Origin of the sequence: Roseivirga thermotolerans (genome assembly GCF_014653175.1) — a bacterium.
In the GTDB taxonomy this organism is placed as follows: domain Bacteria; phylum Bacteroidota; class Bacteroidia; order Cytophagales; family Cyclobacteriaceae; genus Roseivirga; species Roseivirga thermotolerans.
The window spans coordinates 529,586-545,427 of record NZ_BNAG01000004.1 but is presented as its reverse complement, the minus strand read 5'-3'; the positions used below and the strand labels follow the sequence as shown (position 1 = coordinate 545,427).

The following is a 15,842-nucleotide window of genomic DNA, read 5'->3' as shown; positions in this document are numbered from 1 at the left end:
ACTAACTTTAGTGTTCCTTATCATTAGCTCTTGCTCTCAGACGCAAATCACAGAGTTCAAGATCATGTCTTACAACATCAAACATGGTGTTGGAAACGACCAGCAGTTGGACCTATCGCGTGCTTTAGAGGTTATTAAAGCCCAGTCACCTGATCTGGTTGCCCTTCAGGAAATTGATCATTTCGCAGAGCGATCAGACAGTGTAGACCAAACCCACTTTTTGGCTAGTGAACTCCACATGACTGGCACTTTTGGGCAGTTTATGACCTTTCAGGGAGGGGGCTATGGTATGTCTACCCTTTCAGCAAAGCCTGTCAGTTTAACGAAAATACTCCCTTTACCGGATGGTGTTTATGAACCAAGAATATCCATTGTTCAAGAGATAGAAGTGGCTCAAGGTACCTCTATCCTATTTGCCAATGTACATTTAGACTGGATAGCGGGCCTGGAAGGTCAAGAAACACGCCTGGCACAGGCAGCTACGCTAATTGAATACTTAAACCAATTTGATTTACCGACAATTATTACCGGAGACTTTAATTGTGAGCCGGATTCACCAACCATGCGGTTATTCTATGAGGCCGGTTTTGTCTTTGTTCCTAAAGGCCCCGATAACCTTAGCTTTCAGGGGAACACAAAGGTAGAAATTGACCATGTAGTGTATAGGAATACCCCAAAGTCACAACTGCAGGTAACGTTTATCGATTTACTGGATGAGCCGCTTGTTTCTGATCATAGGCCTTTGGTAGCTACTGTGCAGCTTACACATTAATTCTTCATTTACGAAAGTCGATGGCCAATAACCGTGAGAAGACAGGCCGTTGGTACTTTGCTTTCTCAGCCTTCAGAGAATATCTACCCTCTCTTAAACAACAAATTATTCTCATCCGAACCCTCTGCATCGAACCAATAACCCTCATAATCAAAGCCTTTAAGTCCTTCCACCTCATTGATACGATTCTTGATGATATACTGAGCCATTAAACCTCTGGCCTTTTTAGCAAAGAATGAGATGATCTTATACTCACCATTCTTCATATCCTTAAACTCAACATTGACCACTCTGGCCTTTAGGCTTGGCCTGTCAATAGCTTTGAAGTACTCCTGAGAGGCCAGGTTGATTAGTACTTTGTCGCCTTGCTTTTTGAGGTCGCGCATTACCTGAGCTACAATCTTATCGGCCCAATAGTTATAGAGTGTGGTATGGTCATCAAAAGCCAGTCGGGTGCCCATTTCTAATCGATAGGGTTGAATAAGGTCGAGCGGACGCAACAGACCGTACAAGCCTGAGAGTATGCGCAAATGCTCCTGAGCGTAGAGAATATCGTCATGGCTCAGCTCTTCAGCTTCAAGCCCTACATACACATCTCCTTTAAAAGCATAAACCGCCTGCTTGGCTGTTTTAGGATTTTTGCTCTTGGTAAATTTCCTGTACCGGTCAGCGTTAAGCTCTGCCAGGTTTTCACTCAAATCCATTAACTCCTGAATTTCTTCCGGACTTTTCTCCTTCAGCACTCCAATAAGCTCCAGTGCTTCTTTCTGGAATTTCGGATAGGTTTTTTCCTTGTCGCATGGGGTTTCAAAATCGAGGGTCTTGGCTGGGGAAAGTACTAATAGCATATCGTTTTTACTCTTTGTGCAAACATACAAAGTGAGCCGCTAAAATGTTCGAAGGAGTTATAGCTAATGTTAATATTGTATTGCGATGCATGTAGTGAGTTTTGAGACTGGAATGAGCCACACGCTTTTATCTCTCCTCGAGGCGAGGGACAGTACATTCTGCCAGTTCAGACCGCAGTCCTTAACTCTGGCACGAACCAATCCCCCTTTGAAACAAAGGGGGTGGCCTTTAGGCCGGGGGATTTGCCCCTTCAGTAACAGCATAGTGTGAGTCCTGAGAGAGTACCTCAATGGAAAGTCATTTCGACCTTTGGGAGAAAGCCTAGGCGTGACTATAAGAATGCCTAAAATTTCTCAGTCATGTATACCTAAGCACCTATTTCAGTTACTTATTTCTACTAAACCAAATGATTAGAAATGTAAAACCGAAAGCCTTTATTGACTTCCGGTTTTCTACACATTAACTTTTACTCTATTTTTTATTAGTGTATGCGATCTTTCTTGAAGACTTTCTCATTAATCTATTGATAAGATTATCGGTATTAGTGCCTAATGAGCCATTGACTGCTCTATTGTAGTTGAACAAGGTTTCTCCATCTTCCCCATTGTAGATAAACATATTCAATACTGCTTTGTCTGTGCTACCCCAAAAGCCAATGAGCAAACCAAGCGCAATTGAAGCTCCTTCAGACATTGGCTTTGACGTTTCAAAGCTACCCATAATAACCGCATCAACTCCTAGTAATCCTGCTAATTCCTTTGGTGTATATTTAGATATCGAGTTGTACTCAAAACCATTTTTTTCAAGGATTGCATTAGTTTCTACGGTATTTTGAACATTTACTACCATTTCGCCCCTTCCTTTTCTAGTTAAAAACCATGAATACATTGATTCTTGAATATTATAACCCTCAAGTTTTGCCATATCCGCCAGTTGTTCGGAGGTCATTTGCTCCATCTGCTTTGGCCTTAAGTTGACAGTTGCCTTAAAAGGGAGAATAGCTATCATCTGATGTTTAGCAGCTATCTGAGGGAAATTTGGGTGTTCATATAACCTATTTTGAGCGTAACTAACATTGATAATAAAAATGAAAATAACGAGTGTGATTAATGCTTTAAATTTTGTCATTATGTTTTTAGTTTTAAAAAATTTGTTTGAACATAACAAAACTAGCCCAAAGACTTCAAGTCCGAATTATTTTTTAGGGTTACTTACTTAAGTCGCAAGAAGTATATTTCTGAACCTTGCCTCCATTTGTGTCTTCACAAATGGCTGTTAAAAGACGCTGTGAAGACACAGCTTGTGGCTAGTATACCGGACCTAACAAATGCGACCCAAAAGACTTCAAGTCTGAATTATTTTTTAGGGTTACTTACTTAAGTCGCAAGAAGTATATTTCTGAACCTTGCCTCCATTTGTGTCCTCACAAATGGCTGTTAAAAGACGCTGTGAGGACACAGCTTGTGGCTAGTATACCGGATATAACAAATGCGACCCAAAAGACTTCATGTCTGAATTATTTTTTAGGGTTACTTACTTAAGTCGCAAGCAGTATATTTCTAAACCTTGCCTCTAAGTGTGTCTTCACAAATGGCTGTTAAAAGACGCTGTGAGGACACAGTTTTTGGCTAGTATACTGGACCTAACAAATGCGACCTAAAAGACTTCAAGTCTGAATTATTTTTTAGGGTTACTTACTTAAGTCGCAAGCAGTATATTTCTGAACCTTGCCTCCATTTGTGTCTTCACAAATGGCTGCTAAAAGACGCTGTGAGGACACAGCTTGTGGCTAGTATACCGGATATAACAAATGCGACCCAAAAGACTTCAAGTCCGAATTACTTTTTAGGGTTACTTACTTAAGTCGCAAGCAGTATATATCTAAACCTTGCCTCTAAGTGTGTCTTCACAAATGGCTGTTAAAAGACGCTGTGAGGACACAGTTTTTGGCTAGTATACCGGACCTAACAAATGCGACCCAAAAGACTTCAAGTCTGAATTATTTTTGTTCAGAGTAATTATTTTATTCCTCTCAACCCCGAGTAGACCATAGTCTCTTCAGTTCTAAAACCCATTTCGCACTAAGTATATCTCACATCGCAATACTTTAGTCCTTACCTTCGCAGCTCAATTACCCTATGAGTTTTCAATACCAACATATAGACCTCCCTGTAAAGGAAGTTGTTCCCGATACCAGAAAGCACCTTGCTGAAAAGAATACGCTAATCGTTAATGCACCTCCGGGCGCAGGAAAAAGTACGCTTTTACCACTTACTTTGATGGATGAGCCTTGGCTCAAGGGTCAGAAGATCATCATGCTGGAACCACGCAGGCTGGCTGCTCGTACCATTGCGGAGCGCATGGCTTACTTCCTTGAGGAAAAGGTTGGCGAGACTGTTGGCTACCGTATTCGGTTTGACAATCGGGTTTCAGATAAAACCAAGATTGAAGTAGTTACTGAGGGCATACTCACCCGTATGATTCAGTCAGACAATGAGCTTTCCGGTATTGGAATGGTCATTTTCGATGAATTTCATGAGCGTAGCATCCATGCAGATGTAGCTCTGGCACTTTGTAGAGAAGCTCAACAAGTGCTTCGGCCCGACCTGCGCATTATGATTATGTCTGCTACCTTAAATATGCCGCAGTTGACCAGCCTCTTAAAAGCTCCTGCGGTAGTCAGTGAAGGCCGGCAATACCCCGTAGAAATAATTTATGAAGGAGATATCGATGAATTTTTAATTCCTGAGCTAATCTCCAAGACCATCAGCAAAGCGGCCAGGCTTCACGATGGAGATATTCTGGTGTTTCTTCCCGGTCAAAGAGAAATTCAGAAAACGGCCGACCTGTTGAGAGGAAGCTTAAAAGGAATGGCCATTCATCAGCTCTATGGAAGTTTACCGCCTCATAAGCAACAGGCCGCCATTATGCCCGATCGTAGCGGTAAACGAAAAGTAGTTCTGGCTACCAATATTGCCGAAACCAGCTTGACCATTGAAGGGATTAAAGTGGTTATTGATAGTGGTTTTGGACGCACTTCTAAGTTCGACCCGAACTCCGGCCTGTCTCGTTTAGAAACAGTCCGTATTTCCAGAGATTCAGCAGATCAGCGAGCCGGCCGGGCAGGGCGTTTAAGTGCAGGCCATTGCTATCGCATGTGGAGCCCAGTTACGCACCAAAGAATGACTGAGCACATTGTACCGGAGATTATGGAAGCCGACCTGGCTTCACTAGTACTCGATATGGCCCAATGGGGTATCATAGACCCACAACAAATGACATGGCTTACGCCCCCTCCTGCCGGCCCATTAGCGCAAGCCAGAGACCTTTTACACCAACTGGAGGCTTTGGAAAATGGAAAGATAACAGAGCATGGCAAAAAGATGCTCAGGCTACCTTGCCATCCGCGAATAGCTCATATGCTCTTGTTGGCAGAGGAGCACGATCAATTGGCTTTGGCTACAGATATTGCAGCCTTGCTTGAAGAGCGCGATCCGCTCGGCAAAGAGGCAGGAATAGACATTAATACGCGCATAGAAGCCTTGAGAACTCACCGAAGGGAAAATCGCGATGGTAAAAAGCTGCAACGGATAGAAAAAATAGCCGAGCAATACCGCAAACTGTTTCAGATTGAGGCAGAAAACGACTTTGTCGATCCATATGAAACTGGTGTTTTGCTCACCCACGCCTATCCGGAACGCATTGCCTGTGCTCGTCCTGGTAATAATGCCCAATTCCAATTGTCTAACGGTCGCTATGCCATGGCCGGTCATCGAGATGATTTGGCTGCTGAGCCTTGGTTGGCCGTTTGCCATATCGATGCTCGAGACGGTATGGGTAAAATTCATATGGCCTCCCCTCTCAACCCCAGAGATCTGGCTCCTTTAGTAAAAGAGAAAGAAGTAATTACCTGGGATACAGAAGATGGAGGGCTTATTGCTTCCAAAAACCTGTGCATCGGTAGCATTGTGCTAAGAAGCACTCCCTTGCCCGATCCGGATCCAGCCCATTTAGTGAATGCCATAGTAGATGCCATAAAGAAAGAAGGCGAACGTTTGCTCGACTTTAATGAGGAGGTAAACCAATGGCAAAGCCGTGTGTTATCGCTCAGGAAATGGAACCCTGAAGAACTATGGCCGGAAGTAAGTACTTCTTCCCTACTCCAAACCTGTGGTGACTGGCTGGCCCCTTATCTCAATAACATCCGCAAGCCGGAAGACCTCAAAAAGCTTAAGCTTAAAGACATTTTACACCACAGTTTGAGTTTTGACCAGCAAAGCAAACTGAATGACCTGGCCCCGGAAAAAATTGAAGTGCCGAGTGGTTCACAAATTCGCCTCGCTTATCGAGACAATGCTGAAGCCCCTATTTTAGCCGTCCGCATACAGGAAGTCTTTGGTATGGCCGAAACCCCTAAGATCAATGCCGGAAAACAAAGCGTGCTGATGCACCTGCTCTCTCCCGGTTTCAAACCCGTTCAAATTACCTCCGACCTGAAAAGCTTTTGGTCAGACGCCTATTTCGAAGTGAGAAAGGAACTGAAAAGACGCTATCCCAAACATGTCTGGCCTGATGATCCGTGGAATGAACCGGCTATTCGGGGAGTTAAGAGGAGGAATCAGTGATCGGTTGAACGGAAATCGGGGAATCAGTCAGTTGGTAGACTGGTCATTATTCAATAGTCATTGATGCATTAATGAACCTCAAATGCCTCGGTAAGCGTCATTCAGAGGAATGAAACATCTTGATGAATATCAAAGAAGATACGACCGAAGAATCTCCTAGAGTTTAGCACCATATCGCTTCACTTGTAAATTTTCCCCAAAATGCCTTTCTTCAATCTAGAAAACACACAACATCCTTTCACTCTCTGTGCTTTTCTGTTAAGTTATTTTCCAACCTAAAGAATTGCTTGGATTAGATTTTCATGAAAAGAACTTTCCAGCAAAAAGTAAATCCCTTTAAAGCGTATGATTGTCTCTATTAACAACTGCAACAATATTCAATCAGCCGAAATCAACATTGTCGAAAACAAGTTGAACATAAAATTAGCTCCAAATGGAACAGGGAAAAGTACTATTTCAAAAGCAATATTATTAGAATCAAAGGGATCAACACTTAACGAATTAACACCTTTTAAGTATCGTGGAAGTAATGAACCCGACAATATTCCCAGCATTAAAGGACTTGAAGGAATAAGTAGCGTATTATGCTTCAATGAAGAGTATATAGGTCAATTTGTCTTTCAGCAAGATGAACTTTTGTCTAATAGTTTCGACATTCTAATAAGAAACGATCAATACAAGGAGTTAGAAAGTCAAATAGAATCGTTGGTGTCTGATGTAAAACAGGTTTTTACAAACAATCAAGACTTAGACTATCTAATCAATACTTTGGTAGAGTTAGGAAAAGCGTTTAAGCTCACAAACTCCGGTATTTCAAAGGCTTCTACCGGAATCAAAGCACTTTCTTCGGGAAACAAAATAAAAAACATTCCAGCAGGACTTGAGCTATATCAACCTTTTATTCAAAGTAACAAGAGTATAGAATGGGTTGATTGGCAGACTAAAGGCAATTCATTCAATGAACTTTCGACAAGTTGTCCTTATTGTACATCAGAAACAGCTGAAAAGACCGAACAGATTCAAAAAGTGGCACAGGAATACGACAAGAATACCATAAAGCATTTAGTCAGTATTATCGAGGTGACTAGAAATTTGGGTCAGTTTCTTTCCGAGGATGCAAAAACAAAACTTACAACAATTACAACCCTAAACAGTGGTTTAGAACAGGAACATATTGATTATCTAATTAGCATTAGCAGGCAAATTGACAACCTGACTAAAAAACTTCAGCAGCTCCGTACACTCTCTGGATTTGACTTTACTGAGGAAGAGGATGTGACAGAAAAACTAAATGGATTTAGGCTTGGCTTAGATTTCTATGATCATTTGAACTCCGATCATACTCGACTGGCAATCGAACCAATCAATAATTCAATAGACGAAATAATTAGTAGAGCTGGAGTATTAAAGGGAAAAATTAACCATCAACGTAATCATCTACGACAAATAATTCAAAAACATCAGTTGGATATTAATAACTTCCTTGCAAGTGCAGGGTATAAATATCAGGTCAAGATTGCAGGTAGTAGAGAGCAGGCTCGATTAAAATTGTATCATATCGATTATCCAGAGCATTTGAGTGGTGGAACCCAACATTTAAGCTTTGGTGAAAAAAATGCCTTCGCAATTGTCCTCTTCATGTATGAGTGTCTTGCTAAAAGGCCTGATATTATAATTCTTGACGACCCAATTTCATCCTTTGACAAAAACAAAAAGTATGCAATATTGGAAATGTTATTCAGACGCGACTCGGAGCTCTGCCTAAAAAGCAAAACAGTATTAATGCTAACTCATGATGTAGAACCAATTATTGACACCGTCAAGTCATTGTCGAGAAATTTCCAAGGGATTACAAGGGCATCATTTTTACAGCTCAGAGAAGGAGTAATTACTGAGAAGGAAATTAGAAAAGATAATATCCAGACTTTCTCTAATATTTGTAAGTCAGTAATACAAACCCAGTTACCAGACCTTATTAAATTAATATATCTACGTAGACACTTCGAAATCTTGGATGATTCCTGCGATGCATATCAAGTGCTTTCAAATTTATTTCATAAAAGACCTACTCTAATTGATACCAGAGAACTAGGCGATAATAGGGAATATCCAGAATTGGAACCTCATAAACTTCTTAATGGCTGCAATGACATTAAAGAACACATACCCCAATTCGATTACAATTCACTGTTGAATATTCTTCAAAATGATAGTGAGTTAATGACCCTATATAGTAGTTGTCAGAATGGGTATGAGAAATTGCAGGTGTTTCGATTCTTTGAATTGAACATTGAGAACTCTGTGCTCAAAAAGTTTATCAATGAAACCTATCATATAGAAAATGAATTTATAGCACAACTCAACCCTATGGAATACGATATTATTCCGGAATACATTATCCAAGAATGTGACAATCTACTATTCGAAACGGTAGGTGATAGTAATTAGCCGACACGTTGCTTACTTTAAATCGGGAGGAATCAAAACAGGGAGCAATACGCAGATTGTAAGCGCACTAATCAAGCCTAATCCTCTTCCCCTGCCTCCCAGCCTCTACCTCCGGCAAAATCTCACAATTATCCCAGATGCCTGTTTTAAGGGTGGCGGCATAGGTTTTAGGTAGGCCTTTTTCCAACATCAACTGGTTGGCGAGGTCGTGGTTGTAGGTAAAGGACTGGTGTTGAAAGGAGAATCCGTTTCGGTCGTTCAACAACATATACCAGACGCGTGGAGTGCCGTCATTGGCGGGCATGCCGATGACTCCGGGATTGAGCCAAAGTTTATCTTCTACAGGGCTATTAAAGGGCAAACCGCAATGTCCGGCCAGGATAATGTCTGACTGCGTCTGATCTAAAATGGCACGCTTGCGTTCGTCTGGGGTAGACTCAAAAATATATTCTGAGATGTTTTCAAGGCCCCCATGCAATACAAAGCAGCTTTTTCCGGCAAATTGAAAGCGGATAAACTCCGGTAATTCCCGTAGCCATTCAATTTGTTCAGACCTTACTTGCGATTGCGCAAAAGGATACCATTGCCTGGAAAACAGATCACAGCGGGAGCCGTCATTGAAGTTACAACCGCAGTCCCCTTCCCCTTCTTTGAGCTGTATCTCCACATTGCCCAGAATGGCATGAATGCCCCAGTTTCTGATGAAGTCCAGCACTTCCACCGGCTGAGCACAATAGCCCACCATATCACCCGTACAGATGATATTGGATGCCGGAATTTCCTTCTCCCCGGCTATCTCATGCAAAGCTTCCAGTGCCTGAAGATTACTGTACACACCACCAAATATCATCACTTCGCCACAGAGTGTCCCTATGTCCTTCACCTTATCCAACCAATGCATTTCCTTTTCTTTTCATGAAGATAAATACTAAAAAACAGGCCGCTGTACCCAATAGGTTTACACTAAGTAAATCGCCATAACTTCCCGGAAAGAACACCCATTCTTTGGGATAAGCTCCTGTGGCAAACCAGATACCGAAGGCCGTTCCTGTTAACACCGTCAACACAAATGCCAAGCGATGAACGCGCCATTGCCAGAAAACAAAAACAGGCGCCAAACCAATAACCATGGTACCGGAAATGGTGGTAGCCGACAACACCGTGGGATTGAAAAACACTGGAATGGTACCGAGAACAGCAATCAACACCATAATCAAGCGGCCAGAACTGACACTGGCCTGTCCGATTTTCAGGTCAACCGCCATCAGCTTGGAAAAGGAAGCAAAGGCAGAGTCCAGCGTAGACGAGGCTGATGTAATCATGATCAAGTTGATTACCAACATGCTAATGATTCCAAGTGATTGTGCTACTTCAACCGCAGCTTCACCTTCCATGCCCTTTTGAGCAGCATAGACGCCTATAAAACTGAAGAGCACAATACAGATAAAGCCGATAGGAACCGCCCAATAGAAGGCCTTCTTCATGGTCTGCGGATCAGTAATAAAACCCCTATCCGTCATCACAGGATCATGAAATGGGTAGCTAATGGACTGAATCAGAGCAACCAGTAGCAAATCTACTCCACCAGAAAGGCTCCAGTCACCAGAGCCGAGATAGCTTGAAATACCATCGGAATCAGGAAGTATTACCCCAAGAATTACGCATAACAGTACGGCAAACAGCACCATCTGAATGGCATCAGTCAGCATAGAGCTGCTGAGCCCTCCTTTGAGGGAATAGAGCAAAGTGAGCAAGGTAAAGACCAGAATAGCCAAATAATAAGGCTTGGAGCCCACTTCACCGAAGTAACTGCCAATCACTATGGTGTTAGACCAGACTTCATTAAAGAGCCTGAAAGCAATGAGAAGAGAGAAGAGAATCACGGCTCCCCTTCCGTATTTGGAACTAAGAAACTGATGAATGCTCTGAAAACCTCCCTTAACGCGCAGCTTGAAAATGATGATGCCGGCAAAAAGGAACGATAGGTAATAGGTGGCATAAGCCACGCCTCCCACAATGCCATAAGAAAGGCCTAGATTAGCCGCATTGGTAATACTTTTGGCAAAAATCCAGCTAATGACCAAGCTGCTCGTTAACAGCCATAAGCCGGGCTTTTTGTTATTTTTTCTGGTGGCTTGGAAAAAGTCACTCTTGGTTTTTGCCCATGGGGAAATGGCAATCAGCACCAAACTAGATGCGATGACTAGTATCCATTGCCAGAGGGTTATGTTTTGCGTGGTCATTTCCTGATTACTTTTCCACCCCCTAACCCCCGCCAGCGGGGGACATGGCAGCCTGCCATTGTGAAATTTTTCCGCACAAACGGAAGGTTTGGATGGGGGCTATTTTGCATTTCTTATGTTTGCTGCACTCCATACTATCGTCATTCCGGAATTTTTCTTCATAAGTTTCAAAATGAAGAAAAATGTCCGGAATCTCATTTGATCATTAAATACGGAGGTTCCCGCCTGCGAGGGAATGACAAAGACGGATTTAATTCGCATCCCACCAAACCTTACTATTCACACTATTTTTATTGTTGGCTGTTGCGGCCTGGTAGTTCACAGCGTTTAATGCAGCTTCATCGGCAGGATATGGCATTCTTACCGGAATGAGACCATTGTTCAGGCTGGCAGCTACATTTTTCAGTTGAGGAAATCCAGTCCTTCTGAATTCAATCCATCCCTCGTAGCCATTGATGGTGTTTGCAATCCACTTTTGAGTAATGATCTGCTCCAGTGGGTTCGCTCCATTCGCTCCATAAGCCGCATTTCCTGTTGTCAGGTAGCTTGAAGGCATTTCGCTTTGCCAGTATTCAAAAGCCAGTTGCACCCCCATTTCATAATAAGCTTGAGCATTTTGTGAAATAAGACCTTTTTCCGCAGCTTCTGCCAATAAAAAGTACGTTTCCCAGGCCGTCATAAAATTGGCATCAAGGGCCCCCGTATTCTCTCTGAAAATGGTGCCGGTGAGCGAGTAATTGGCTACAGAAATGGAAGTGTTCGAAGCATCAGGTCCATTTCTTAGTCCTTCATAATTTCCTGTGGCTTCAGAAGGTCTGAAGAAAACCCGCTGCCGGGGATCGTTAAGGTTTTCCAAAACCTCTTCTAAGGTTTCTGATTGAACAAAAAGATTAAAATCACCAGAGCGCAATACGGCCATTCTGAATGTATTGGGCTGAGAGTTGGTAAAATCGAACGTGGCGTTGTCTGCATTGTTTTGAATATACTCACCTTCATTGACTATGGCCTGAAGTGCCGGGGCTACATCAACCCAATCAGAAATTCTCATGAGATACTTAATCCTCAGCGAGTTGGCTAAATTTATCCAGGCCTGAAGCCTACCGTTGTACAGGAGGTCTCCCTTTAATGTTTGCGACCCGGAATAATTTTTAATGGCGACAACGGCCTTTTCCAGATTGTCTAAAATGCCTCCGGAAGCCAGATAGATATCTTCTTGAGCATCATATGCCGGGGTAATGTGGCCTTGCTTACCGTTTAAAGCATTGAAATAGGGTACATCTCCATAAATATCAGTGAGGGCAGCAGCCATATAGGCCTTCAGAATAAGAGCAGGCCCTTCGAATACCTCATAAACTGGGCTCTTTCCGGCTGCCTCTAATACCAGTTCATTATCTCGCAAATTGCGATAAATAATGGGCCATGGATTGCCGCCCAACTGTGGTGAGCTTAGGTCGTGCCGATCGAACAGATTGAAATCGACCATGGCAAAATGCTGACTCAGTAGATTACCCGCCACGAAACCTTCGTACGACATTTGTTCTCCATAGTCATAAATTACCTGACGGAAAAGCAACTCTGGCTGCACCTCTATGGGCGCATTCGGATTGGTATTGATTTCTTCAAAACCATCCGAACAAGATACGAATAACATACTGATTAACAGAAGTATATAGTTCTTATATAAAGTATTCATCTGACTTCTTTTAAAAATTGAAACCTAGTTTAAACCCTATGCTTCTGGTGGTGGCATAAGACATATCTTCAACACCACTTACAAACTGTTGTCCTTGTACGGCCAGTTGTTCCGGATCGAAATGAGGTATTTCAGAGATTGCAAAAAGATTTCTGCCAACAAGGGCTACATCTAAACTTTTACCATTTTGAAAGAAGGAACCACTAAAACGATAGCCAACGGATAGCTGACGTAGTTTGAGAAAGCTGGCATTGTAAGTATTGTTTTCTTCATGGTTTCTATCGTAAAAATTGCGATAGTAGGCTTCAGCAGATACTGCTTTGGTATTTTCTACATACACAGGGTTGTCGGCAGAGCCGGTGTTGACTACACCATTAGCCACAATACCTGCCTCTGGTCGATAAGCGGTTTCTTCTAACTGACCTCCTACTGCGGCCAGGGCCAGTGTTCGGGATACCAATTCTCCACCCTGACGCCAGTCAAATACAAAATTGAAATTCCAATTGTTAAAGCGAATTTCATTAGTATAACCCAGTATAAAATCGGGGTTATAGTTGCCCAGTTTTTGTAAGCGATTGTCAGGAATGTACAAGCCATTTTCACCCACTATAAATCTCCCATCTTCGGTTTTCAGGTAACCTGTTCCATACATATCACCAACTCTTCCGCCTTCTTCCACCTGAAAGAATACAGTTTGATTTACGTTATCATAAATACGGCTATAAGCCAGCGTAAGTCGGTCTACACCATTGGGAAGATCGAGTACGGTGGTTATGTTACGGCTAAAATTAAAGGTACCTGTCCAGCTCATTTGGCCTCGCGACATCCAGTTAACTCCAACAATAGCCTCTACTCCTTCCGATCTCACGCGGCCACCATTCACTACTCGTTCTGTATAGCCCGAAGTGATGGAGACAGGAAGCGAAATTATCTGGTTGCTGGTAATGGCATTGTAGTATGTGAGGTCCACATGTATGCGACTGTTGAGCATTCGGGCCTCGCTCCCAATTTCAAAAGACCGGGTTCTTTCCGGAAGCAGATTGGGATTGGCAATGGTAGATTGCTCACTGAATGTGGGCTGGCCTCTATAGGGTGTTTGTGCATTAAAAACACCGGCAGTCTGGTAGGGATCGGTATCGTTGCCCACCTGCGCATAAGAAGCTCTTAGTTTTAGAAAGTCTACGGAAGTGGGCATTCTCCATAGGTTTGAGGCTACGAACGATCCTGAAACGGATGGATAAAAGAAGCTCACGTTTTCGGTAGACGTAGGGCTTGCCAGGGCACTGGACCAGTCATTTCGGCCCGTAAGTTCAAGAAAGAGAAAATCATGATAACCCAATTTTGCCCAAGCATAGACACTGTTAATTCGTTTTTTAGATAAAAACTCAAAAACCTCCAGAGGTGAGGCCGCATTGGAGAGTCTAAACACTCCCGGCTGAGCCAGTGAAAGTGCTTGTGATTGCAGGGTAGATGCCCGCTGATCCATTCGATTGGCTCCGGCAGAACCTTCAAAGCTGAAAGACCCGAATTCCCTTACATAATTGATGAGAACATCGGTATTGTGTTCCCTAAACAATACATCGTGCACGGCATAGGCACCATTCCTAAACCGGTTAGAACTAAATGCTCTCCTAAATTGGCGTTGTTCGGAGGAATAATCCATGCCACTGCGCAAACTCGCACTCCAATAGTCCGACAAAATGTAGCGGGCCATCAGGTTGCCAAAGAGTCTGTCCCGGTTCAATGAGTTGCGATTCTCCAACAAAGTGAAGTAGGGATTGTCAAAAAAAGTATAGTTAAAAGAGTATTGCTGCGTGTTTTCCAGTCCGGGTTGCCAGTAGTTTTTCATAGGGGCAATGTTTAAAGATCGTGGCCCCCAGGCTACCAAAGCATAGTTGACGTTTTCCGATCCATAGCCACTGGAAGGCCGATTGTCTGATTGAGCATTGGAATAAGTGATAAAGCTTGAAATTTTAAGCTTTGGGTTAGGCCTGAGATTCAGCCTGGCCGAAAGAGTGGTACGATCCAGATTAACTCCCGGTATAATAGACTTGCTTCTAAGATCGGTAAAGGAGATTCTTACATCGCCTTTTTCAGTGCCTGAGGCTACGGCAAGATTATTAATGGCTGTAATTCCCGTTTGGTAGAAGTTTTTAAGGTTATCAGGATGAGAAACAAAGGGAGTAGGTGTAATGGGGCTACCGCCATGTACGGCCACATCGCCTCCCCTTACCACCCTTCCATCGGGCAAAGTTACAGGACTATCGTATTGAGGTATAAGAAGCCCGGCATCTAGTCTTGGCCCCCAACTGTAAGAGATATTGTCATTAATCCCCCCACCCAGGCCGTCTACAAACTCAAACTGACCGGAGTTGCCTTGACCATAGCTGTTTTGAAACCGGGGCAGTTGAAAGGCTCGATCGAAAAAGGTGCTACTGTTGAAGCTGAGTCCCATTCCTTGTGCACTACGGCCGTCTTTGGTGGTAATGATTATAACTCCGTTAGACGCCCGGGTGCCATATAGAGCCGAGGCTGCGGGGCCTTTCAACACAGAAACCGATGCTACATCGTCAGCGTTGATTTCCATGGCTCCGTTGCCAAAATCTACTTCCTGAAAACCGGCAGCTGCATCGTTGGTAAAGTTTACTACCGAATTATTATTTACTGGAGTGCCATCTACCACAAACAAAGGATTATTGTTGGTAAATGAAGCTTCTCCCCTAATAGTGATTTTAGAAGTAGATCCAACGCCTGTAGCCCCCTGGGTTACAGTAACACCGGCTAGTTTACCGGCCAGATTATCTACAAAGTTGGCAGCTTTTACCTCTCCTATGGCTTTAGGCTCAAGTCGTTGAATATTATAGCCAAGATCTTGGGTTTGCCGCTCTATACCAAGGGCTGTGACCACAAAATCTCCCAGAGAGCCTAAGCTTTCTTGCATAGTTATATTCAGTGGTGTTTGTCCGTCCACTATAATTTTGAGGGTTTGAAAGCCAACCGATGAGAACACCAGTACTTCACCGCTTTCAGTGTTTATCTGAAATTGACCCTGAGCATTCGTAATGGTGCCTTTTGTGGTGCCTTCTATGGCAATGGTTACTCCAGGCAATGGATTTTTGCCTATGTCGGTCACAACACCGGTCACAGACGACTGTGCCATAACAGACAGAAAAAGGAACTGCCCGAACAGCCCTAAAAGAAGCGTTTTCATA

The 15,842-nt window shown here is 43.2% G+C and carries 9 protein-coding genes; 3 read left to right on the top strand and 6 right to left on the bottom strand.

The features are described from left to right. The first annotated feature begins 64 nt into the window (after positions 1 to 64). Positions 65 to 772 (top strand): endonuclease/exonuclease/phosphatase family protein, encoded by a 708-nt coding sequence (locus IE164_RS16110; RefSeq protein WP_189631280.1) that lies wholly within the window; start codon positions 65 to 67, stop codon positions 770 to 772. Between the two features lie 83 nt (positions 773 to 855). On the opposite strand, the gene yaaA is transcribed toward IE164_RS16110, so the two are convergent. Continuing rightward, complete coding sequence (gene yaaA / locus IE164_RS16105) at positions 856 to 1,620, bottom strand: peroxide stress protein YaaA (RefSeq protein ID WP_189631279.1); 765 nt, start codon at positions 1,618 to 1,620, stop codon at positions 856 to 858. Positions 1,621 to 2,092: 472 nt separating this feature from the next. Next, positions 2,093 to 2,749 (bottom strand): hypothetical protein, encoded by a 657-nt coding sequence (locus IE164_RS16100; protein WP_229838732.1) that lies wholly within the window; start codon positions 2,747 to 2,749, stop codon positions 2,093 to 2,095. Between the two features lie 1,010 nt (positions 2,750 to 3,759). Here IE164_RS16100 and hrpB point away from each other — a divergent pair. Then, a complete protein-coding gene (gene hrpB / locus IE164_RS16095; protein WP_189631278.1) occupies positions 3,760 to 6,246 on the top strand; it encodes an ATP-dependent helicase HrpB in 2,487 nt (828 codons plus the stop codon). Between the two features lie 345 nt (positions 6,247 to 6,591). Next, the gene (locus tag IE164_RS16090; protein ID WP_189631277.1) at positions 6,592 to 8,694 is read left to right on the top strand and encodes an AAA family ATPase; all 2,103 of its coding nucleotides are present in this window, start codon (positions 6,592 to 6,594) and stop codon (positions 8,692 to 8,694) included. A gap of 67 nt (positions 8,695 to 8,761) precedes the next feature. On the opposite strand, the gene IE164_RS16085 is transcribed toward IE164_RS16090, so the two are convergent. From IE164_RS16085 to IE164_RS16070, 4 genes are all read right to left on the bottom strand, one after another. Continuing rightward, positions 8,762 to 9,595, bottom strand: coding sequence for a metallophosphoesterase family protein (locus IE164_RS16085; protein ID WP_189631276.1), 834 nt, complete (start codon positions 9,593 to 9,595; stop codon positions 8,762 to 8,764). Continuing rightward, the gene (locus tag IE164_RS16080; protein WP_189631275.1) at positions 9,579 to 10,937 is read right to left on the bottom strand and encodes a sodium:solute symporter family transporter; all 1,359 of its coding nucleotides are present in this window, start codon (positions 10,935 to 10,937) and stop codon (positions 9,579 to 9,581) included. The genes IE164_RS16085 and IE164_RS16080 overlap by 17 nt, the downstream gene beginning before the upstream one ends. A 250-nt stretch (positions 10,938 to 11,187) precedes the next feature. Further along, the gene (locus IE164_RS16075; RefSeq protein ID WP_189631274.1) at positions 11,188 to 12,630 is read right to left on the bottom strand and encodes a SusD/RagB family nutrient-binding outer membrane lipoprotein; all 1,443 of its coding nucleotides are present in this window, start codon (positions 12,628 to 12,630) and stop codon (positions 11,188 to 11,190) included. A 10-nt stretch (positions 12,631 to 12,640) separates the two neighbouring features. Continuing rightward, a complete protein-coding gene (locus tag IE164_RS16070) occupies positions 12,641 to 15,841 on the bottom strand; it encodes a SusC/RagA family TonB-linked outer membrane protein (protein ID WP_189631273.1) in 3,201 nt (1,066 codons plus the stop codon). Position 15,842: the final 1 nt, after the last annotated feature.

What these genes read in the sequence shown, in the direction of transcription:
- IE164_RS16110 (WP_189631280.1), top strand. Translation starts at nt 65, where the DNA reads ATGTCTTACAACATCAAACATGGTGTTGGAAACGACCAGCAGTTGGAC.
- yaaA (WP_189631279.1), bottom strand. Translation starts at nt 1,620, where the DNA reads ATGCTATTAGTACTTTCCCCAGCCAAGACCCTCGATTTTGAAACCCCA.
- IE164_RS16100 (WP_229838732.1), bottom strand. Translation starts at nt 2,749, where the DNA reads ATGACAAAATTTAAAGCATTAATCACACTCGTTATTTTCATTTTTATT.
- hrpB (WP_189631278.1), top strand. Translation starts at nt 3,760, where the DNA reads ATGAGTTTTCAATACCAACATATAGACCTCCCTGTAAAGGAAGTTGTT.
- IE164_RS16090 (WP_189631277.1), top strand. Translation starts at nt 6,592, where the DNA reads ATGATTGTCTCTATTAACAACTGCAACAATATTCAATCAGCCGAAATC.
- IE164_RS16085 (WP_189631276.1), bottom strand. Translation starts at nt 9,595, where the DNA reads ATGCATTGGTTGGATAAGGTGAAGGACATAGGGACACTCTGTGGCGAA.
- IE164_RS16080 (WP_189631275.1), bottom strand. Translation starts at nt 10,937, where the DNA reads ATGACCACGCAAAACATAACCCTCTGGCAATGGATACTAGTCATCGCA.
- IE164_RS16075 (WP_189631274.1), bottom strand. Translation starts at nt 12,630, where the DNA reads ATGAATACTTTATATAAGAACTATATACTTCTGTTAATCAGTATGTTA.
- IE164_RS16070 (WP_189631273.1), bottom strand. Translation starts at nt 15,841, where the DNA reads ATGAAAACGCTTCTTTTAGGGCTGTTCGGGCAGTTCCTTTTTCTGTCT.